Source organism: Nibrella viscosa (genome assembly GCF_039541875.1).
Taxonomy (GTDB): domain Bacteria; phylum Bacteroidota; class Bacteroidia; order Cytophagales; family Spirosomataceae; genus Nibrella; species Nibrella viscosa.
In genome coordinates, this window is the sequence record NZ_BAABHB010000003.1 from 502,627 (window position 1) to 523,760 (window position 21,134).

22 protein-coding genes are annotated in these 21,134 nt (G+C 52.7%); 2 read left to right on the forward strand and 20 right to left on the reverse strand.

All coding sequences use genetic code 11. The annotated features are described in order from the left end of the window. Positions 1 to 21: 21 nt before the first annotated feature. From nqrC to ABD931_RS10675, 5 genes are all read right to left on the reverse strand, one after another. On the reverse strand, positions 22 to 735 hold the full coding sequence (gene nqrC / locus ABD931_RS10655) for an NADH:ubiquinone reductase (Na(+)-transporting) subunit C (RefSeq protein ID WP_345266808.1): 714 nt from the start codon (positions 733 to 735) through the stop codon (positions 22 to 24). Then, the gene (locus ABD931_RS10660) at positions 728 to 1,885 is read right to left on the reverse strand and encodes an NADH:ubiquinone reductase (Na(+)-transporting) subunit B (RefSeq protein WP_345266811.1); all 1,158 of its coding nucleotides are present in this window, start codon (positions 1,883 to 1,885) and stop codon (positions 728 to 730) included. Before ABD931_RS10660 ends, nqrC begins: the two co-directional genes overlap by 8 nt. A gap of 119 nt (positions 1,886 to 2,004) precedes the next feature. Then, positions 2,005 to 3,363, reverse strand: a complete 1,359-nt coding sequence (locus ABD931_RS10665) for a Na(+)-translocating NADH-quinone reductase subunit A (RefSeq protein ID WP_345266813.1) — start codon at positions 3,361 to 3,363, stop codon at positions 2,005 to 2,007. A 126-nt stretch (positions 3,364 to 3,489) separates the two neighbouring features. Beyond that, a complete protein-coding gene (locus ABD931_RS10670; protein ID WP_345266815.1) occupies positions 3,490 to 3,669 on the reverse strand; it encodes a hypothetical protein in 180 nt (59 codons plus the stop codon). A gap of 418 nt (positions 3,670 to 4,087) precedes the next feature. Further along, on the reverse strand, positions 4,088 to 4,315 hold the full coding sequence (locus ABD931_RS10675) for a hypothetical protein (RefSeq protein ID WP_345266817.1): 228 nt from the start codon (positions 4,313 to 4,315) through the stop codon (positions 4,088 to 4,090). A 370-nt stretch (positions 4,316 to 4,685) separates the two neighbouring features. Here ABD931_RS10675 and ABD931_RS10680 point away from each other — a divergent pair, with 370 nt between their 5' ends. Both ABD931_RS10680 and ABD931_RS10685 read left to right on the forward strand, forming a co-directional pair. After that, positions 4,686 to 5,120, forward strand: coding sequence for an ANTAR domain-containing protein (locus ABD931_RS10680; RefSeq protein ID WP_345266819.1), 435 nt, complete (start codon positions 4,686 to 4,688; stop codon positions 5,118 to 5,120). Between the two features lie 251 nt (positions 5,121 to 5,371). Next, positions 5,372 to 5,515 carry a hypothetical protein gene (locus ABD931_RS10685; protein WP_345266821.1) on the forward strand — a complete coding sequence of 48 codons (144 nt, stop codon included), beginning with the start codon at positions 5,372 to 5,374 and terminating at the stop codon, positions 5,513 to 5,515. A gap of 90 nt (positions 5,516 to 5,605) precedes the next feature. Here the strand turns inward: ABD931_RS10685 and ABD931_RS10690 are convergent, their stop codons facing one another. From ABD931_RS10690 to ABD931_RS10760, 15 genes are all read right to left on the reverse strand, one after another. Then, positions 5,606 to 6,814, reverse strand: a complete 1,209-nt coding sequence (locus ABD931_RS10690) for an MraY family glycosyltransferase (protein ID WP_345266822.1) — start codon at positions 6,812 to 6,814, stop codon at positions 5,606 to 5,608. Positions 6,815 to 6,933: 119 nt separating this feature from the next. After that, positions 6,934 to 7,698, reverse strand: a complete 765-nt coding sequence (locus ABD931_RS10695; RefSeq protein WP_345266823.1) for a glycosyltransferase family 2 protein — start codon at positions 7,696 to 7,698, stop codon at positions 6,934 to 6,936. After that, a complete protein-coding gene (locus ABD931_RS10700) occupies positions 7,695 to 8,273 on the reverse strand; it encodes a WcaF family extracellular polysaccharide biosynthesis acetyltransferase (protein ID WP_345266824.1) in 579 nt (192 codons plus the stop codon). Before ABD931_RS10700 ends, ABD931_RS10695 begins: the two co-directional genes overlap by 4 nt. Beyond that, positions 8,215 to 9,156, reverse strand: coding sequence for a glycosyltransferase family 2 protein (locus tag ABD931_RS10705; RefSeq protein ID WP_345266825.1), 942 nt, complete (start codon positions 9,154 to 9,156; stop codon positions 8,215 to 8,217). Before ABD931_RS10705 ends, ABD931_RS10700 begins: the two co-directional genes overlap by 59 nt. After that, positions 9,153 to 10,301: a glycosyltransferase gene (locus tag ABD931_RS10710; RefSeq protein WP_345266826.1), complete on the reverse strand. Its 1,149-nt coding sequence runs from the start codon at positions 10,299 to 10,301 to the stop codon at positions 9,153 to 9,155. The genes ABD931_RS10705 and ABD931_RS10710 overlap by 4 nt, the downstream gene beginning before the upstream one ends. Before the next feature lie 13 nt (positions 10,302 to 10,314). Next, on the reverse strand, positions 10,315 to 11,475 hold the full coding sequence (locus tag ABD931_RS10715; RefSeq protein WP_345266827.1) for a glycosyltransferase family 4 protein: 1,161 nt from the start codon (positions 11,473 to 11,475) through the stop codon (positions 10,315 to 10,317). Between the two features lie 74 nt (positions 11,476 to 11,549). Beyond that, complete coding sequence (locus ABD931_RS10720; RefSeq protein WP_345266828.1) at positions 11,550 to 12,890, reverse strand: hypothetical protein; 1,341 nt, start codon at positions 12,888 to 12,890, stop codon at positions 11,550 to 11,552. Further along, positions 12,890 to 13,780, reverse strand: coding sequence for a glycosyltransferase family 2 protein (locus ABD931_RS10725; RefSeq protein WP_345266829.1), 891 nt, complete (start codon positions 13,778 to 13,780; stop codon positions 12,890 to 12,892). The genes ABD931_RS10720 and ABD931_RS10725 overlap by 1 nt, the downstream gene beginning before the upstream one ends. 1 nt (position 13,781) lies before the next feature. After that, positions 13,782 to 14,885 carry a glycosyltransferase family 4 protein gene (locus ABD931_RS10730; RefSeq protein ID WP_345266830.1) on the reverse strand — a complete coding sequence of 368 codons (1,104 nt, stop codon included), beginning with the start codon at positions 14,883 to 14,885 and terminating at the stop codon, positions 13,782 to 13,784. A 99-nt stretch (positions 14,886 to 14,984) separates the two neighbouring features. Beyond that, the gene (locus ABD931_RS10735) at positions 14,985 to 15,974 is read right to left on the reverse strand and encodes a hypothetical protein (RefSeq protein WP_345266831.1); all 990 of its coding nucleotides are present in this window, start codon (positions 15,972 to 15,974) and stop codon (positions 14,985 to 14,987) included. A 14-nt stretch (positions 15,975 to 15,988) separates the two neighbouring features. Next, positions 15,989 to 17,023 (reverse strand): glycosyltransferase, encoded by a 1,035-nt coding sequence (locus ABD931_RS10740; protein WP_345266832.1) that lies wholly within the window; start codon positions 17,021 to 17,023, stop codon positions 15,989 to 15,991. A 3-nt stretch (positions 17,024 to 17,026) separates the two neighbouring features. Then, the gene (locus ABD931_RS10745; protein ID WP_345266833.1) at positions 17,027 to 17,854 is read right to left on the reverse strand and encodes a DUF5672 family protein; all 828 of its coding nucleotides are present in this window, start codon (positions 17,852 to 17,854) and stop codon (positions 17,027 to 17,029) included. Beyond that, complete coding sequence (locus ABD931_RS10750) at positions 17,851 to 18,750, reverse strand: glycosyltransferase family 9 protein (protein WP_345266834.1); 900 nt, start codon at positions 18,748 to 18,750, stop codon at positions 17,851 to 17,853. The genes ABD931_RS10745 and ABD931_RS10750 overlap by 4 nt, the downstream gene beginning before the upstream one ends. Before the next feature lie 137 nt (positions 18,751 to 18,887). After that, positions 18,888 to 19,892: a glycosyltransferase family protein gene (locus tag ABD931_RS10755; protein ID WP_345266835.1), complete on the reverse strand. Its 1,005-nt coding sequence runs from the start codon at positions 19,890 to 19,892 to the stop codon at positions 18,888 to 18,890. Positions 19,893 to 19,895: 3 nt separating this feature from the next. Then, entirely contained in the window at positions 19,896 to 21,092 is a 1,197-nt protein-coding gene (locus ABD931_RS10760; protein ID WP_345266836.1) for a glycosyltransferase family 4 protein, read from the reverse strand. Between the last annotated feature and the right edge of the window lie 42 nt (positions 21,093 to 21,134).

The following is a 21,134-nucleotide window of genomic DNA, read 5'->3' on the forward strand; positions in this document are numbered from 1 at the left end:
TCAAACGTTAAACTTCAAACCTCAAACTCTATTCGCTTTCTTCTTCTGGAAATACGCCATGTAGGGGGCTATGCAGTTTTTCAGCATGGCATCGGTGCCGCGGGAGGTGATGGTGCCCCCCGAGATGGCATCTACGCGGTGTTCAGTTCCAACCGCGCTCTTCTCGCTCTTTTTAACCACGTTGACGGAGATAAACTGGTTATCTTCCGACATGATCTTCTTGCCCTGAAACTGCTGCTGAAAGGGCAGTTCCGCAATTTCGGCACCCAGGCCGGGGGTTTCCCCTTTGTGGTCGAAGTAAGTGCCGTAGATGGTGTTGAAATCATCTTCCAGCGATACATATCCCCAGATGGGTCCCCAGAGGCCTACGCCCCGGACGGGTACGATGTAATACGTCTTCCCGCCTTCGGCCGAATACACATATAACGGCAGATTGCGCTTTTCCGGTGTTTTACCGATCTCATCTTTCAGGTCGATGGCGGCCGCCCGGATGCCGGCTTTTTCGCTGCCGTTTGCATCCACGACTACCTCCTGAATACGGGTGTTGTATTCGCGTTCAATATCGGTCCGTTGCTCGGAGCTGAACCGCACGGCCCGCAGGATATTCGACTTTTTGTCGAGGGCGACATTAGCCTCCTGCGCGGGCTTGAGACCCTCGGCGGCTACGGCCAGTACCACCGCCGTCAGAACAGACAGCACGGCGGCATAGATCAGGGTGTATCGGTTGCTATGCACGTTTGACGCGGTTTTTGATGTGTTGCTCAACAACGACGTAATCAATCAGCGGAGCAAAGACATTCATCAGCAGAATGCTCAGCATCACGCCCTCCGGGTAGGCCGGGTTAAAGACCCGTAAGATGACCGTAAAGGCTCCAATCAGCAGGCCGTATACCCACTTGCCGCGCTCAGTCTGAGCGGCCGAAACGGGATCGGTGGCCATATACACCGCGCCAAACGCAAAGCCGCCGAGCAGCCAGTGGTAATAGGCCGGCGCATTCATGGCGTTGTTGACCAGCTCGGCAGGGGCAACCAGGTTCAGAAAGGCACCCATAACCCAGGCTCCGGCAAAGCAGGAGACAATGATCTTCCAGCTTCCTACCCCGGTCACGATCAGGATTAACGCACCGAGCAGGCAGGCAAACACGCTGGTTTCGCCGATGGAGCCCTGCTCAATGCCCCAGAACATATCGGAAACGGTGGCCATCTGGCGGTAGTTGGTGTCAAACGTGACCAGGTTGGTGGCACCCGAATAGGCATCGACCACCGCATGGCCGGGTTCGGGCGACAGATCCGTCCAGACATCCCCCGACATATACGCCGGAAACGCGAAGAACAGAAACGCGCGGGCCAGCAGGGCGGGGTTCATGAAGTTCATGCCCGTGCCGCCAAAAATCTCTTTGCCCAGCAATGTACAGAACACCGCGGCCAGCGCTACCATCCAGAGAGGTATGGTTACGGGCAGGGTCAGCGGAATCAGTAATCCAGTGACCAGATAGCCTTCGCTGACCTGATGATTGCGCACAATAGCAAACAGAAACTCTACGCCCAGGCCCACGGCATAGGAGACAATGATGATGGGCAGCACTTTCCAGAAGCCGAACATGAAGTTGTCGAATAGCGACATCTCCATGCCGTAGGCGCGGTAGTGCTGGTAGCCCACATTCCACATCCCGAACAGGAGCGTTGGGATGAGGGCGATGATGACCGTAAACATGGTGCGTTTCATATCCATTGCGTCGCGGATATGCACCCCGTGCCGGGTGGTACTGCCCGGCACGAACAAAAACGTTTCGAGGGCGTCGAAGGCCGGATGAAACTTCTCGAACCGGCCGCCCTTCTCAAAATGCGGCTTGACCGAGTCTACTAATCGACGAGCTATTTTCACGGCAATATTTTACGGTTGAGGGTTTGGAAATTTGAATAGTTTCACGTTTAAAATTCCATGTTTCAGGTTATGCCGATACGCCAACAACCTTGAACATGAAACCTTGAAATTGAAACATTTTAACCTTCTTTCCTCGCGTATTCGAGCCCTTCGGCAATGATGCGCTGGACGTCGATCTTGGAGGTGCATACAAATTCACAGAGGGCAAAGTCTTCTTCGGCAACTTCGTAGATGCCCAACTGCTCCATGCGTTCGATGTCTTTGGCCAGAATGGCCTTCAGCAGATGAACGGGGTAGATGTTCATCGGCAGCACCCGATCGTATTGCCCCGTCAGCACAAAAGCCCGTTTCTCCCCGTGTTCGTTGGTGTCGAGGTTATAGGAACGGGTGGGTGTGAGCCAGGAGAAGAACGTGCGAGACAGGCTCAGCTTACCAAAGCCGGGCAGTAGCCAGCCCAGAAACTCCGGCTGGTTGCCTTCCGGAATCAGGGTAAGCTGGTTGGTGTAGAACGACAGGAATTCGGAGGGGGCGGAGGTTGTCCCCGTCAGCACATTTCCCTGAATGTACCGGATAAAGGCATCACCTGTTACCCGGCCTTCGGTCACGCTGCTGATGCGCTGGCCGGTCATCATCCGGAAATACTGGGGGGCGGTGACGCTGCTGCCGGTAAGGGCCACGATCCGGTCGGCGCGGTAACGTCCCTCGCGGAACAGCCGGCCGATAATGATGACATCCTGCGGGTGTACGTACCAGACTACATCGCCTTTCTGAATGGGGTCGATGTGGTGGATCTGCACGCCCACGTTGCCGGCCGGGTGCGGTCCCTGGAAGTAGTGAACGCGGCCAACGGCTTCCAGTTCGGCTTCGGTCAGGCTTTCGGGCAGGCTGCGGCCAAAGCTTAGGTGCAGCTTACCGTTGGCCAGTTGCCGGAGTACGACCAGACCCGTCAGAAAGTTCTCTTTTTCCAGGCCGATGATATACCCCAGGTCCGGTGCCAGCGGAGCCGTATCGAAACCCGATACAAAAATGGCTTTAGGTGTATCCAGCGGATTAGCGATAAGCGAAAACGGACGCTGCCGGATATAAGACCAACAGCCACTGTCGAGCAACTGCTGGAGAATATCCTGCCGGTTCAGGTTGGCGGGGTTCGCCCGGATGTACTCCACGTAGCGGGTCTCATCCTTATCAGGCAGAATCCGGATTTCGAGGATGCGCCGTTTTTCGCCCCTGAGTACCTCAATCACTTCCCCGCTGACGGGCGAGGTAAACCGCAGGGTAGGCCGGGTCTTGTCAAAATAAATCGCCTGGCCTGCCAGCACATTGTCGCCCACTTCGACCAACACTTTGGGTATTACATCCAGAAAATCCGGGGGTCGGAGTGCGACTACTTCAGATAGAGGGGTGTCGGAAAGCGTTTTGTTGGGACTACCTGCAAGTTTTATATCAAATCCTTTTTTAATTGCAATTGGCTTGGCCATAATCCTACTCAATCTTTTTATCTTACAAATCAATCACGATTTGCCAAAAATCAAAGAAAAAAAGGGAAAAGATTGTAGAAAAATAGTTTCGGGTAGCTAATCGGCTGACAGGCAGGTGGTTTAAAGTTAGGACTCCGGCGACTCTGCCGGGAGTGGCGGGAACCGGTTACCAGCGGAATTATCCAGGGAGTATTCACTTCCCTGCGGCAGCATAAACTCAACTGTGGTCTTACCATCAACCGGATTTGGATAGTTGCGCAGTACCATCGCATTATCTGGGCTCTGCCACCGGCAAACAGAAGCCATTCGTAGGTAGTACTCACGAAATTGTGACCACCGGCTTAGAACCCGAATTTGGTGTTCCCTGTGGGCGCAGTGGCCCCTTCCAGCATTTTTTTCTACAAATATGGTGTCGCTACACGACAAATACGGCTAAACTACCTCAGGTTGGTTACCTGAACTGAGCCATGCAACAAAGCCTCAGGAAAAGGAGATTCTCCGACTGTGCCCGCAGTTCGTCATTGGTCATTACATCATCCCTCAGGCTGTCATTGGCGAGTTGTTTTTGTAGTCAGATGGCAAGGAAGTCTTTCTTTTTGTTACGGAGCAGCTCGGTAACGCTGGTAGCCATATGTACATAATTTGTCCAGGTTAAAAGTTGAGGATAAAACCATAACCAAAGACAGAGATTATTAAATGAGACCGCCGGCTGTTGACGATCGATCTATTGAGAATTGCCTTTTCCCTTCACATTTATGACAAACAGAAGCGCCAGCGAGCAGGTAGCGACCAGCGAGAAAAAAAGCGATCCGCCCGGAAAATCAGCCATAACCGGAGGAACTGACCGATGAGGGACTATGTGATGCGAAAAAGTAAGATGCTGAACGGCCAGCAGGCTTAGCGCAAAGAGCACCATGAGACAAAAACGCACCGTCTCGTTTTTAACTTTCATAACGTTTGTTCGATGTTCAGTTGGGTGTGGCTGGTATGGCTGCAAATAAAATACATAAGTACGAATAACGAACAATCGATTTAGCGAAAGGTTACTGTTTGCCAAAAGCGGCTCACCGAACGAATACATAGCGCACAGGTACTGGCTTTCATTTGACTAAAATGATTTGGAGATGGCCCTTAATTAGGGTCTAACTTACAAGTAAAGGTGATTAGTCGTTGGTATGTACATACTAACAGACGGTTTTTTGGTCGTTTCAAACCTAAAAATATAGATTTCGTACGAACCGGCTTGACTGGTATGGTTTACCTGAATAGATTTCTCTCCTCTGTACAATCCGCTTACCCCCTCATCATTACTCTTTGATATTATGGAAAACACGACCCCTATCTTAGCAATTACAGGTAATCCGAACGATCAGGCCAGGCTGGTAAAAGCCTTGCATCAGCACGGAATAATCGTAACAGGGTTATTCACCCTGTTTGCCTGTGTTGCTCAGGCTTACCTGGATTCGCAGTTGCAGGACATTGGACTGCCTCCAACTCATATCCTGATTGATCTGGATATGGGCTATCAGCCGGCGATAGATATCGTGTCTGTTCTACAGCAGCATACGTTAACCGCTCAGGTGCCGATTATTGTCTACAGCCAGTATGGTAGTGACTGCCTCCTGGAGTTGCTTGATGCCCAGGGCGTAACGGCTTATATCCACCGAACGACGTATACTTCCCTAGCCGAGGATCTTCATGCCTTTCTGGAAAATTACAGCCGGACTTGGGCGTCAAAGCCGCTTCGGGCGGCCTGAGCGCCGGCTGGCACAACAGCTTTGGCAAGGTTATTGCCGTAAGGTAAACAGCAGGCTTTACATCAGATCCTGCTTATAGGAGGAACTCGTTCCGGGCGTCAGGTACGTGCAACTAGAATGGAAGTAAGTGGCACTGGACCATCCTCCAACTTACTCAACTAATACGCAACGTTATGAAAACTGAATGGTTGTATACGATTTGTGTGGGGACATTAGTACTCGTTTTTGTAGCAATGCTCCTCAACTGCTTTATGATGAAGGATTACGGCATGGGTACCCTGGTGTGCCTGGGTTTTCTGGTGGGATACCGCTTTTGCGATCGGAATATTGTGTTGCATGAAGAGCAACAGATTATGGAAGAAGTGGAACAGCGTGAGCGCTCGAACGTGTCCTGATGAACACGCGAACGTATAGTAAAGCAAAACAGCCCGGCAGTGTTTCTGCCGGGCTGTTTTGCTTTACCGGATTATCCGGGGTAGGTAGCTTTACAGGTAGTCGACCAGTCGGCGCCCTCCCAGGGCGTTCTGAAATTCTTTCCGGAGCAGCGCCCGCCGGCGCCTGGGATGCGTGGCGACCAGGAGCGCCCGCATCTTCAGCAGAAACCCCGCCAGCAGATACAGGAAGAATAACCCGCCGAGAATCATCAGCGACTGGGTATTGGTTATGTTGCGGTGGAACAGAAAGAACAGGACGATGTTGAACAGTGAGGTTCCGCACAAAAGCGCGGTAGCGCCGGCATGAGACAGCCCGTTGTCCAGCAGAATATGGTGCATGTGGTTGCGGTCGGCCGAAAACGGCGACCGGCCGGCCAGAATCCGGACCATGAATACCCGCAGGGTATCAAAAATAGGAATGATCAGGATCACGATGGCAATAATCGGTGCGTCGAAGAAGGAGGTTGGGTCAAAACGATACGATGAGTTCAGGTTTATAAACCGTACCGCGAAGAACGCGAGCAGAAACCCGATAATTAGTGAGCCGGTATTGCCCATGAAGATCTTGCTGGTTTTTGAAAAATTAAACCGCAGAAAGCCGATTAGGGCTCCAGCCAGGGTAAAGGCCAGACAGGCCATAGCAAAATGGTTGGTTACCAGAAACCAGGCACCAAATGTGCCGCTGGCCAGGGTAGCCACTCCGCCGGCCAGCCCGTCGATGCCGTCGATCAGGTTAATGGCGTTGGTCAGGGCAATAAAAATAAAGCAGGTGAGGGCTACACTGATGACCTCCTCAATATGGTTGAAGCCCATAATGCCGTAGAGGTAATCGACGCGCAGATCACCAAAAAACACCAGGATAAGCGCCGGTAAGACCTGAAAGAAAATCTTTTTGTTCGGATCTATACCGACCAGATCATCTTTGATCCCGATAAAGAAGAGGATGGTCATGCCGACAATCGACAGGTTGGTCCGGTAAATATCAGTCTGATCGATGCTGGGCCAGAGAAAATAGCTGATAAGCACGGCGGCAAAGATGGCGATACCCCCAAAGGTGGGCGTGGGTGTTTTATGCGCCCGGCGTTCGCCCGGTTTTTCCATAAGCGCCTTCAGCTCCGAAATTTTAATAACGACCGGAATCGATACCACCGAGACAAAACAAGCCACCAGAAACGAAAGCATACACTGGTAGAAGCCCAGCATAAACAATTCGTCGTTCAGCTTATTTTGGATAAAGGCTAGCAGTAAATCAAGATTCATAGGGTTGGTTGCTTAAACGACAAGACCTTATCGCAGATGGCAAACAGACTAACATGCAAACAATTGCATTTTTTCTGTACTTAACAAGTAATCAAGGTTAAGATAATGTTGTTTTTACCTTACGGTTTACCTGGTCCACGGCTGATAAACTGGCCAATTTTCCGTAAAGGTTTTAACCAGAGGGTAAACACATAGGGTTTTAGCCCGTTCAGGTCCCAGGCGAGTTGGTCTTCCCGGTTGGCCTTCAACCGGTTTTTCAGCGAACGGTTACTGACTCCCCCGTCCCGCATCACCACCAGCACCTCGGGCAGATAACTGAGGGTAATTTTGTGCTTGTGGATAAAACGCAGCATCAGTTCGTAATCGGCCGCACTGCGGAGCTGTATGTTAAACAGGCCAAACTGATCATAAATTCGTTTGCGGACAAAAAATGCCGGATGCCCTGGCATCCAGCCCCATTTAAAAGCTCCCTCCCGGTACAGACCCGATTTCCAATACCGCTTCACCTGTTGGGTATTATCGCGGTTTACATACAGAATATCGCCGTACACTGCATCACTGCCGGTTTGCCGGAACCGATCTACCACGTGCGCAATGACCTCGTTATCCGGATAAAAATCGTCGGCGTTCAGCAACCCGATTACCTCGCCCGTCGCCATTCCGATGCCTTTGTTCATGGCATCGTACAGGCCTTTGTCGGGCTCAGACACAAAACGGGCGAGCCGGTGCTCATACGACCGGATAATAGCAACGGTATCGTCGGTCGACTGGCCGTCAATAACGATATACTCGATATCCGGATACGTCTGATTAAGAATACATTCAATCGTACTCCGGATGGTTTCGGCCCCGTTGAACACTACGGTAATGATGGATACTTTCACGCCTTAATCTCTCTTTTTTTTACATACACCGCCGGGTTGCCCTGGTATACGCCATAAGCCTCCAGTGGTCGGGTGGCAACGGAGCCTACGGCCAGTACGGCATGGGAGTGGCAGGTAACCCCGGGACATACAACTGCTTTGGCCCCAATCCAGACTCCATCTTCCAGCACAATTGGTTTTACCATCAGGTCGAACGCCGAACGGCGGTAATCGTGATTGCCGGTCAGCAGCATAGCTCCCTGCGACAGACAGGCATGGTTGCCGATGGTGATTGGTGCCAGATTGTCGATCCACACGTTTTCGCCGATCCAGACATGGTCACCTACCTCCAGAAACCAGGGGTATTTGATGTTTACGGCCGGTTTTATCACCACAAACCGACCAAGGCGAGCCCCGAAAAGCTTCAGCAGGGCCACCTTCACGGCTATGGGTATGGGAAGGTACGAATTGAGGAAAACAGCGTTGGTCAGAAACCACAGAATGGTTCGCCAGGCCGGCCCCGGCCGATACCAGTTGTTATTGAACCGCGACAGGTCCGTTTTTCCGCTGGTCGTCGGGGAGAAGGTCTTTTCCATATTCTTCTTTAAAAAACGTCACAATGGCTGCTTTGTCGCGGCCGGCCCGCAGGTATACTTCCAGCAGCTTGGCATCAACCAGAAACCGATACCAGAGCCCCTGCAGAAAATGCCAGACGAACCCTTTGCGGCCGTCCAGAAAACCAAGCCGGATCAGATAACGGTACACGAAGTACAGTATAGGCCGCGTAAACAGCGGTAAACTCGCATACTGAACTTTCAGATACCGTTTTCGCTGCTCCTGCGTACCAAACAACCGGGGATCAACTCGGATCGTTTCGTCAAAGTTATACCGAATATTCAGCAAATCGATTACCTCGCGGATAGCGTACAGGTTGTGTTTCTGGGTCCACCAGGTCAGGTTGTTCAGGTTATGGTCGACGATATCGGAGGCAAACTGAATGGGCTGCCCGGTGGTGAGCTTAATGTGCTCGTCCATCCAGGTTTGTTCGCAGAGTCCCTGCCCACGGCGCCAGAGCCGCAGCAGCCAGGTCGGATAGTAACCGCCGTGCCGGATCCACTTGTCCATAAATACCACCCGGCGTTTCACGTATACCCCGCTGATATCGGCCGGTAGGGTAGTGAGTCGCTGCCGGATTTCGTCGGCCAGTTCAGGCGTTACGTATTCGTCGGCATCCATCCGCATCAGCCACTGGGTCTGAAAGGGCGTGTGCTCAATACCAAAGTTAAACTGGGTGGCATATGTGACCCAGGGGTTCTGCACCACCTGCGCGCCCAGGCTACGGGCAATGGCCACGGTTTGGTCGCTCGAAAAAGAATCTACGATAAATACCTTATCGGTAAACCGGTGCAGGCTTTGCAGGCAACGGGCAATATGCTTCTCTTCGTTATGTGTTAGAATAATAACAGATACGTCGGTCATGGGCGGAGAATTTTTTGGTACTCGTCCAGCAGCCGGCCGGCTACCGCGTCGAGATCATAGTGATTACGCACCAGGTGCAGCGCCTGCTGCCGTGTCCGTTCCCGGTAGGTACTGTTGTGCAGGAGCTTTTTTAGTCCATCGGCCACACTATCTATAGTTAGGTCAACCAGGCAGGCGGCTTCCTGCTGCCGGATAGCGGCTGCGAATCCTACCCGATCTGAGAGCAGGGTGGGAACACCGGCGGCCATTGCTTCCAGCACCACCATCGAGAATCCTTCCGAATAGGAGGGCAGCACAAAAATGTCGGCATCGGCCAGGGCGGCCTTCTTGGTTTCTCCGGTCAGCATACCCACCATCCGGATTTGGTCGGCCAGATTGTGCTGATTAATAAAGGCCTGAGCCGTTTGCTGGTAGCCGTCGTCCGGACCGGCCAGTACCAGTACGGCAGTGCCAGCCTCCTGGATGTAACGCTGAAAAGCGGGCAGCAACAGATCAAGGCCTTTTTTATAATTCAAGCGGCTCATGAAGAGTACGATGTGCTTGTTGTCCGGCAGGTTAAACTGCCGCCGAAACGTGCCTTTGGGTGGTAGCTCGGCAAAGTCGGCAACCCGAATCCCATTAGGAATAACGGCTACATTTGGATGGGGACGGCCGAGGAAGCGGAGCAGATCCTGCTGTTCGTCGGGGGTCAGCACGTGGATCAGGTCGGCCCGGCGCAGCAGCCGCTTTTGCAGCAGCACCGACATGAGTTGCTTTTTCCAGTACCCCTGCCGGTAAGCCCAGGGGTCGAGGAGCCCGTGAATGGTGACCACCTTAGGAATGGTACGGTCGAGCAGAAACGGCGCGATGCTGCCGAAATGCCACAGCCCGTGGCAAAGAATAATGTCGTAGTCGTGAATATGCGCTCTCAGAAACTGGTATAGCGCTACCGAAAACTCCCGGAAAAACCGGCTGATGGGCGTAGTACGCAGGCAGGTAATCACCCGTGCGCCGGGCGGAGCCGGATACACCTCATCGCCGGGCGAAACCGGACTAAGAATATCGACCTGGTGACCTTTGGCCAGGGCAACTTCCGTCTGGTCGTAAATAAACTTTGCCGGACCGCCGATTGACCAGGTGTAGGCACAAATGGTAAGAATGCGCATGGATCGCAAATAACTAGGTACCGTTGAGTTTCACAAATTCCTGCATCATTTCTCCGGCAACGGCTTCGGGCGCATACGAGGCAATAAGCCGGCGCGATACCGCTCCCATGGCCGGGCCCGAGACGGTTTCGTTGATAAACAGCTCCATAGCGCGTATCAGCTCCGCCGGGTTATCGACGCCGACAACAAAGCCGTTCTCACCGGGCCGCACCAGATCGGGGGCACAGCCGCAGCGGTCAGAGACGATAACGGGCATGCCGCAGGCCATCGCTTCGTTGACGACCAGCCCCCAGGGTTCCGAGCGGCTGGGCAGAACCAGCACATCGGCCAGGGCCAGGTATTCCGGGACTTTATACCAGTACTGACCGGGAATAAACCGTACCGAGTCGCTCAGGTTGAGCTGCTCTGCCTGCTGCTGTAGTTCGTTCTTCTGGTGGCCATCGCCCAGCAGCAGCAGCCCCCACGTGGCGGCCGCTGCACTGCGCCGGCTGACTTCGGCAAAGGCCTGGAGCAGCATAGGCAGGTTTTTGGCCTCTGTAAAGCGACCTACATAAATAAAGTTGCAGGGCTTCAGTTGCTGTTCGCGCCGGCGTTCGGCCCGGTACAGCCGGGCTTCAGCATAGACGGCCTGGAGCCGCTGGTTATCAACCACGGCGTTGTTGCTGACCAGAATACGGTCGGGCCGGACGCCCAGCCGGAGCAGATAGTCGGCCGCGCGGCTGCCAAAACAAAAGAAGCCGTCGCAAGCGTCTAAAAACCAGGTTTTCAGCGTTTCCCGCCAGGAATGCCGGGCCTGATCCACAGACGTTGATTCATTTTGTACCACAATGCGGCAGCCACGCAGCTTCAAGGCGAGGGCGAGCAGAACCTGAGCCGGATCGTAGTAGCCCGTAATGGTAATAATGTCCGGGTTGTAGGCCCAGCCGCGTTTGAGGAGTTTCCAGGCGCGCCGGAGCAGGGAGATGTCTTCCAGCGCCGAGTCGAACAGCACCTCATGGGGATAGTCGCTGATAAGTTGATCGGGGGTGCCCAGGCCTATGCGGTGCTTTTCGGTGAGTGCAATCTGAATTACATACACCTCTGCCGATGCCTGCCGGGCAGTTTTTGCCAGATGATGAAACAGTACCGACTTGTAGTGAGCCCACAAGGTGTTATGAACAATAAGAATTCGCATGAACCGATAAGGCGGACTTGTACTGGACGAGAACTCAACCGGCGCATCGTACCTGGTGTGCCGGTAGGTTGCTTTTAACCCGGCACCGCCGGTAGTTTACGGGCAGAGCTTAAGAAACTGGGAACATAATCGGGATAATAGATACCCAGAAAACGAACAAAAAGACAGAGCGGAAGCAAATTGGCCATTTCGTATGGCCGCCCCCCTGTAAAATAGTTAACAAAGACGAAGATATACAGGAAAGCAATGAACAACTCTATTTCAATACCTCCTTTGAAGATTATCCGGACCGCGTGTATCATGAATTTCACCAGCATGGTGCTGTACAGCAGGAAGCCAAAGATGCCCAGACAAATCAGGGTTTCCAGCACCGGAACATCCATGTACTGAAACTTGTAGCCGAATCCGAAGATCAGGCGGTGAGCGTGCCCTTCCAGGGCCAGGTTGGCAAAGTGAAAACTGACCACCCGGTTGGCCGATGATGCGTCGAGCTCCACCGGGCCGGCATTTGCCGAACGATCTGCCAGCAGGGCTAGAATATTCTCAGAAAAGCGGTCATAAATGGCAAAACCATACGAGAGAATAATGCCCCAGATATCCGGCCTTTTGTAAATAAAATACTGAAATGCGATGAATGGAATTAACATGATGGCAATTCCGGTAGGGCTCACAAGCTGGCGGCCCATATTTCGCATGGTTTTGGCGTTGAAGTTGGCCGCAGCAAACAGCCCCAAGGCGATCAGCGTAGAAAGAATGGCTCCTTTACTGAAAGTAAGCACCAGAATGATCAGATTAAAAAAGGCCAGAATCAAGCCAAAACTTCGAACAAAAATACCGGCGTTGGACCTATAGGCCCAGATCAGCGAACAGACCATACCAATCTGGGCGTTTCGGGAGAACACGTGCGGATTACCAGTCCGGTTATCGCCTTCGCCGTACAGAATAGCCGCCCGTTGTCCAATCGTCCAGGTTGGGTCGGCAATCAGGGCGTGAATAAGTGCCAGGTTGGAAACCAGGGCAAACAAGGCACCCACAATAACAATCTCCCGGTTTACGGTATTAGGAACGTTGACCAGTATGATCAGAAAGGCAATGACATAACTGTAGTAAATCAGGTCTTTCGTTCGCTCATTATCGCCCCGGTTATAGAAGAACATATAGGCCATACACCAGACCAGGAAAGCCAGCAGGAACCAGAATAAAGTAACATTAGGCTTGTAGAGCTTCCGAAACATACTGATGGGAATCATGATTATGAGCCCGACCAGAATAAAAATGGCCGTGAACGTAGTGCTACCGGGGGCTACACGCAGAAATTCTTTGATGTAAAAAATAAGCGGAAACCCATCAATCAGCAAAAAGATGCCCAGGCACATCCGCATTAAGTCCAGTCTGTAGATCAGCCTGCCTATCATTATTTCTTGAGTAATAGTCGATGTAAAATATACGTAAACTCACCCCTGGTCAAATGCCACGCGAGCTTTCGCACCCGGCAGTAGCGTCGCCAGAAGGTTTCGCCAAACCGGCTATTGAGCCGGCCCCGGTATTTGTCCTTAATCATCTGGTGCTCCTGGCGGCCTGTTACGGCGATGTTCGACGATTTGGCCGCCGGCTGTACGCGGAACCCACCCCAGAGATCGCTAAGGTACTGAAAACGAACGCCTGGCTGTACACCCAGTCGGGTAATAATTTCGTAGTCCATAACAAACCGCAGTTGCTCATCCAGCAGGCCAAAGCGGGTCAGACTATCCCGTTTGAGAAAAAGCGATTGGTTGAAAACCTGCATACCTTCATACACCTGACAGGCAGCACAGAACGTGAGGGCCCGCATCTCTTCTGTGATAACGTCCTGCTCATCAATAAAATATAAGTTTCCGTAGAAAACATCGGTATTAGGTGCCTGCTGCCAGGCTTGCGCCACCCGGTGAAACGAACCAGGCGCGTAAAGGTCGTCGGAGTTCTGAAAGGCAATCAGATCGCCGGTAGCCCGCCGGAATCCTTTGTTGATGGCGTCGGTCTGCCCCCTGTCTTTTTCGCTGACCCAGCCGGTCAGATACGGTTCATACTTTCGAATGATATCGATACTGCCGTCGGTCGATCCGCCATCGATAATAAAGTATTCGAGATTGGGATACTGCTGGTTCAGCACACTCAGGATGGTTCGTTCCAGGTAGTCGACCTGATTAAACGATGGGGTAACTATCGTTATTTTGGGTATGCCCCGAACATCGGCCGGCGGGCCGCTGGTGTTGAACAGGGGCCTGGTTACAAAATTACGCAATAAATCGGTGGCACCGGTTGGCATATCAGACAAGTTCTTTATAGACCTGAAACGTTTGCTGCGCCGTTTTTTCGCAGGAAAAAAGCCGGATACGCCCGGCTCCCCGCCGGCGCAGGTCGTCGCGCAGGCTGGGTTGGGTAATTACGCGCTCAACGGCATCGGCGATGGCTTCGTCATCGTCCGGATCGAAGTAAACAGCCGCGTCGGCCCCTACCTCCGGCAACGAACTGCGATTGCTTAATACCGCCGGACAGCCGCAGCTAAAAGCCTCCAGAACGGGTATGCCGAACCCTTCGTTCAGTGAAGGGAAGACAAACGCCAGCGCATGCTGGTAGAGGTTGTAGAGCGCAGCGTCTGTAACGGGCCGGTAATGCACCCGATGGGTAAGCCCGGCGGCATGAAATAATTCCTGCTCAGCATGGGTGAAAGTTCCACCCCCGGCACACACCAGGTGTATATCCCGGTGCCGGTGCAAAACCGGCTGTACGGCCCGAAAAAAGGCAGGAAAGTTTTTGTACAAAGGGCGCTTTCCCACAAAGAGCAGGTAGGGAAACGGTAAGGCCGGGGTGGTTTGCCGGGGTGTATAGTGGGCAAATGAGGTGCCCAGGTGAATAACCCGGACCTTATCCGGGTCAACATTATAAAAGGTCAGCAGTTCCTGTTTTGAATACTCCGAAACCGCTATAATCCGGTCGGCCCGTTTGATAAGCAGCTTTTTTACGTCATTCAGGTTTTCACCAAGTTCGGGGTATTGGTGACCGTAGCGCTCGCTGGTAGCGTCGTGAAACGTCAGTACAAAGGGCTTGCCGTTGATGTATTTCAGAAAGTACTGATGGTAATAGGTTGGATGAAACACATCGAACCGGGCCTTCTGTAGCCGCTGAATGCTATGGATACGATTTAGCATAGACGCCAGCCGGTTGACGTTCTGCAGATGCGCTAAGGGACGAAACCGAAAATGGCGACTGAACGACTCCTGATCTAAATACTCGTTGTTGGAAAAGCGGAGCGACAGTTCAAACTCTATATCGTCGCGTTTTGCAAATGACCGCAGCAGTTCGAAAAAGTACCGACTGACCCCCCCATAAGCAGCACCCGTAAATGACTGATGGTCATACAATACCTTCATACCAGCGGAGCCTGTTTGGATTTTTCTTAGAAAAATTGCCCGCAAATAAATGGATTTATATTATAAATCCCAAGCCGTAGGTGAAGAACTGAGTATGCGTCAGCGATTCAGCACGGGTAGCGGCACAGAATCAATAAAATCATTTACTTTCCGAATATACCCTACCAGAATACGGCGCCAGCCGCGCAGAACTACGGGTTCGGGACGGATACCGTATGCCGGATGCAGTCGGGAAAGTTCTTTGTAGGCCGGCTGCCGCCAGCGTGACCGGTATTGTTGCAGTAATTGCTGCACATCCGGGCGCTGCGATAACCGGAACCGATTCTGATAAGGAAACAGGCCGTCGTCGGGATTATGCAGCCCTTTGAAGTTGGCAAACAGCAGCGGGCCGGCTGCATTGACCTGCCAGCCGGCCGGCCCCTGCGCGAGCTGCCGTTCGTGGAGGTTCCAGAGTGCCACATGCCATCCTGGATCTTTCACCACCAAAACACCATTGAAAAAGGCCGGGGTGTGCATCAGCCAGATCTGATCCAGGCAGAGCCCCTCACAATAGTCGATGACCGCCCGCGGAGTGACCCGGTCCTGCCACCAGGTGAGCAGGCGGTCGGTTTCGGCCGAGCGCCGGAACGCCAGAAAGTCGGCGCTGTACAGGCCGGTGTTCTGAAAATACTTCTCATCCGGGAAATGAGCATCGGCCGGGGACCGGGTAATATGGGGCGTCAGTACCAGTGTGTGGTCGGCCAGTTTGTCAAAAACAGGCGTTAACGGCTGGTAAATATACACAGACGGATCGGCGTAGAGCAGATAGCTGACAGCCGGGTAGCGCTCAAAAGCGGTACGAATCAGGGCCGGTTTACAGGCGGCTGCTAATTCGACAGGTGTATACCGGGCCGACAGGGCCGAAAGCTGCTCACCCAGACAGTCGGCGACCGTAATGATCGGATAAGGTATAGAAAAGGAGGCCGGCAGGTGCGAGGGATCATCGGCAAGACCCACCACAAAGGGCAGATCCGGATGGTGTTGACGAAAACTCTCGCCCAGGGCCAGGGCCTGAGGCAGTTGCCGAAGGGTACAAATAGTTAGTAGCACTCGATTGTTCAGAATTATTCCAGCATATCGCCTAAAGCCGCCAGATATGGGGCATACCAGTTGGCGGCTGCGTCGGCGTAGCGGTGATAGTTACCCTGCCACACGTTACGGATGACCGGGAAAAAGCGTTTGATTCGGTTGTCTGGTAAGCTACTGCGCATCTGGTAGTGGCTGAGCCGGCGGCAGATCTGGGGCATACCAGGGGCATTGGCCGGTACGCGCTCGGTCAGAAAGTTGTAAATCGATTGCAGTTGCTGATGCTTTTCCTGCAGCGGCTCCAGTTTGATGGTGCGCTCCCGACTCAGGCGGTCCCACAGCGAAATGGGTTTGCCGGCTGAATCATCTGCCCCTTTCACGCCCACCTGCTGCCTGACGTGAATCCGGTACAACTGCATAGGTTTATCCACAAAGTCGATGGCATTGTAGGCAGCCGCCACCAGCGCCAGCCAGCCGTCGTAAATATAACCTGGCAGATCCACCGGAATAGGCAGGAGTTTGGGCAGGAATTGCCGGCGAATGACCGAGGCACACCCCATCATGCGGTTGCCGTCCAGTAATATATCCAGCGCTTCGCCGGCTCTCCAGCGGTCCTGGGTGAGCGGATCAAACCGCACCTGTTCCCAGAAAAGCTGATTGATAGGCTTCAGGTGTTCGTCGGCCAGCTCCGCATTATTGAAGGCTACCTGTACGGCTGGCCGCTGCTCCATAAAGCGAAGCATGGTCGCCATCTTTTCCGGCAGCCAGAAGTCGTCCTGATCGCAGATAAAAATCAAATCGCCCGAGCAGAGGGACAGCGCTTTCTCAAAGTTCTTGTTGTACCCCAACTGAGTTGGGTTGGTAACAATATGCACCCGAAAGGGCGCATTGGCCGACAACTTATGCAGCAGGTCAACCGTTTGATCCGACGAAACGTCATCGCAGACAATGACTTCATCTGGCAACTGCTGCTGCTCCAGCAAGCTTTGCCACTGAGCCTGCAGATAGCTTTCTCCGTTGTAGGTACACAACGCAATGGATACAGTTGGCCGTTTATTCTCCGGTTGGTTCATACACTAGATTTCGTAGCCGTAACGGGCAAAAATCGGTCGCCAATATTCAGTGCCGTGAATATCCCAGGCGTGGCAGCCGAAAGGCAAATGTCCCTGGTTATAGACCGCAATGGCCCGTTCCGGATAAAATTCAACCGCAAACTGGAGGGCTTTCCGGAAGTCGGGAATCCTCAGCAACGGGAAATAGCGGTTTACTTCAATACCCCAGAATACATCTTCGTTGTATTGATGGGCATGAACGCGCTCATACTGTTCGATGACCCGCCGGAAATAGGGGAGCCAGCGGAGCAGCACAGAAATACGCCGGAGCGAAAACCCACCGTTGCCAACGCTGTTGAGGCTGACGATTTCGCGGGGTGTCAGGCCATCTGCTTTTTTCAGGTTTAGCAGCGTAGCTACTTTTTTCCGGATCGCGAAAAGGGCCTCATCCGACCAGCCCGTAAAATCGCGGTCTCTCAGCCACGGGGCACCAATGTAATCGTAGCCCCGCCGGCACCAGTCACTGAGTTCATCCCGGAAGACAAAAGCGTCGAGTTGATGGATCAGCATATAGTCAAAATCGGCAAAGGACCTGTAAAACTGTTCGGCCAGCATCAGTCGGTTATACGCCTGTATATCTGTAAAATAGCTGTCGGCAAAGCAACGAACCTGTAAAGTTGGGTAATTTTTTGTAAGATTACGTACATCCAGGGAGTTTGGTTTCACCAGTACTACGGGATAGTGCCCCAGCACCCGCATACATTGGGTTAGCGCAATGGCTTCGTACGGAGTCAGCTCTGATTTATAAATAGGAATAACGACGCAAACGCTCGGATTGTCAACTCTTGTCATACCTGTTTTACTTGACTCAACCGGAGTTCCACCGCTTCCTGCACCCATTCGTACGGTAGGTCGGCGCAGGGATGTCCAAGATTGTTGATAATGGTTATACCTTCTCCGCGTTTATAGCGGCCGGAGTAGGGCATGTAATCGACAAAATCAAACAACTGCCCTAATAAAATAATGCCTTCCGTGCCGGCTGCGTTGGCCAGGTGGGCAGGGCCGCTATCAATCCCGATAAACAGATGGCTGCGTCGGATCACCTCGGCCGTCTCCAGAATTTGTAACTGCCCGCAGAGATTAAAAAAACGCGGGTGACTCAGGTTCACCACTGGCTTAAGCCCTACTTCGACAACGGCATACGGGTAGTTATCCAGCAGCCAGCGCGTTAGCCGGTTCCAGTTGACCGGTGACCAGTCTTTTGGTACATGACTCGACTGGCAGTTTATAACAATGTAAGGCTGCGGAAGCTGTAACGAATCAATTTTTCCAAAAACGGGGTTGGGCAGGTAAAGCCGTGGCGTATCGTCCAGGGGGGGCAGGCCGGCAGCCTTCGAAAACACAGACAGCAGATTGCCCTTGTGAAAATAGTTGGCATAGGTGATGTCTAACTGGTCGGCAATCGGGTTGATGGGGTCTTCGAAGCAGTACTTGCATTTCCGATGAGACAGATGCAGGTTATATACCTTATCCAGGATGCCGGAGCGCAGGATTTGTTCCCGCTCGCCTGGACATTTTTCAACTATATAGCCGTCCAGATCAGGGTGGTTGGCTACGAGCTCTACATACGGTTTGCGGACAAACCAAATGATGTAAGCATCCGGATGCAGAATACGGACTTCACGGGCTACCGGTTCGCAGGCAATAATATCGCCGAACTGTTCGGAAAGCATTATACCGACCAGCATACGATTACCTAGCCTTGCCTTTAACCGACGCAGCCGCAGGTATTTTTTAGCAAATGAAAGGTACTTACCCGCAATATGCGTGTATTTGTGGTATCGGTGAGTCCAAAGCGCAATAAAGTCTGACCATGAAATCATACTTATCTGGATTCTAACACAGCAATCAATTGGTTAAACGGTGCTTTAAGCCATTTTCGCACACGTTTATAACGTTGCACACTAGGTGGTTTGATGTAAACGCAGGGGTATTGGCTGTATATTTCGTTCTGATTGGCTAATAATCGATGCCTATATAAATCAAACAGAGCAAGTACATCAGGTCGATCGGCGAACGAATACCGGGTCTGATATTTTGATATGTCTGTAGGTTTGCCGGGATTATACCCGCTATAATGAAAAAAAAACAGCGTTTCTTTTTTGTTAATTAGCCAACGGTCGGCTTTCCCCGGCTCGTTTGCCGGTTCGTGGGTAAAAAATCGTTCGTGGAGATTCCAGTACGCTACATTATACCCCGGGTGCTTCTCGATCCAGACATTGCTGTGGTAGATGGGGGCGAAATTAACCCAGTGCTGATCCACAAACAGGCCGGCGCATAAATCAATCCGGCATTCGTTGACCAGCCGCTGTGCCCACCAGGTAACGAACTGACGGGCCTCGGGTGTACGCCGGAGACCTATAAACCCCAGATTAAAGATACCCGTATTTAAATGGTGCAGATCGTTGGGCCGCTCCCAGTCGCCAACGGGCGTACAGGCATGTGGCGTAAGCACCATTGAATGCTGGTTCAGGTGATCGCTCAGCCGGTTCAACGGCTCGAACACGATAATATCCGGATCGAAATATATAACTTTATCGACAGCCGGATGCGTATTGAAAAAATAATCGATAAAAAACGGTTTAACCGCCGTATTAAGTTCTGTAATGTCGTACCGGTCACACATACCGGCAAAATCAGGAATACCAATCTGGTCGACTTCAACCATCCGATAGCGGGGGTATAAGGCTTCGGGTAAACCGGCGGTTGCCAGCTTATCGACCAAACCGATCACAAACTGCCAGTCAGGATTCGTCTCCGCCAGCGAGTCGCCCAGTGTACGGGCCTGAGCCAGATAGTTGACTGAACAAAGGGTAAAGGCCAGCGTCATATTTTACGGAATAAGAGTGCGCAGACTCGTTAAAAGCAAGTGCATGCTTTGGGTATTGTTATGGCGTGCAACAATTTTCTGCGCAAGCTGCCGCCCCAGCGTCTGCCGTAAAGCGGCATCGGTTGCCAACTGTACCATCTGCTCACACATGGTCGACAGGTCGAGGTAAGGAGCTACCAAACCACCATTGGTTTCTACCAATTCAGGCGCACCACCGGCCTTGTCGAAACAAACAACCGGTACTTCGCTCAGGCCGGCCTCCAGCACAACCAGCGGATAGGGGTCTTCGCGCGAGCAAAGCACAAATATATCAAAGTGGGCAATGTACCGGAGTACGTCGGGCGTGGGCGGGATCAGGTGCACCAGGTCCGCTAAACCCGCCTTTTTGATGTCTAGAAGTAAGTCGTCCCGGAGCGAACCTGAGGGCATTCCCACCCAGACAAAATGGATATCGGTCTGCGGCAGGCGGCTTTTGACCAGCCGGGCCAGAACCACAAAAAGATCATTTCCTTTTCGCCATTCGGCATTGCCACAGCCGCCAATAATGAGGGCATTTTCGGGAATGCCGTGGTCGAGCAGCGGCTTGGGCCGGGTACGGGCGTTTGCAATTGCCTGCTGCAGGCTTGGCAGGTCTACCAGGGTGAACTGCGAGATCTTGGCGGGGGGCACCCCATGCTCTGTCTGGTAATACCCAATGGTCGCCTGAGAAACAGCCAGGATTTGGTTAGACCGCTCGAGCAGGTAGGCCAACTCATCGGGCTGGGTATACATCTGCACCGACATTTCCAGCTCGTGGACAAACGTAATCACCGGCAGGGTTCCGGCAAGGGGTAATTGCCGGAACCAGCGGCTACCCGCAACGGTGTTGACCATAACCAAATCGACCGTATCGAGCTGTAGTTCCTGATAAAGGGTCTGTTGCCGTTGCGTTTGCTGCCGGCTGGCCAGCGTCTGCCAGAGACCAAGTTTCCCGATAATTTTATCGGCCACCGGCCCCAAAAGGTAGGGGGTGGCCGGTGGCCAGAGCGTTACGGGGCAGAGCTGCCGGTAATCGGCTAGCAGTGGGCCACCCTCACCCAGCAGCAGGTGCATGGTATAGCCGCCATCCTGTTGCAGCAGCCGAATAAGTTGCAGCAAAACCAACTGAGCGCCGGCGCGGTTGGCATCGTGACCAATAAAAAGTATACGCTTTTTAGACAATCGTTTATAGTCTGTAGTTTCAGGTTTGAGGTTTGACGTTTA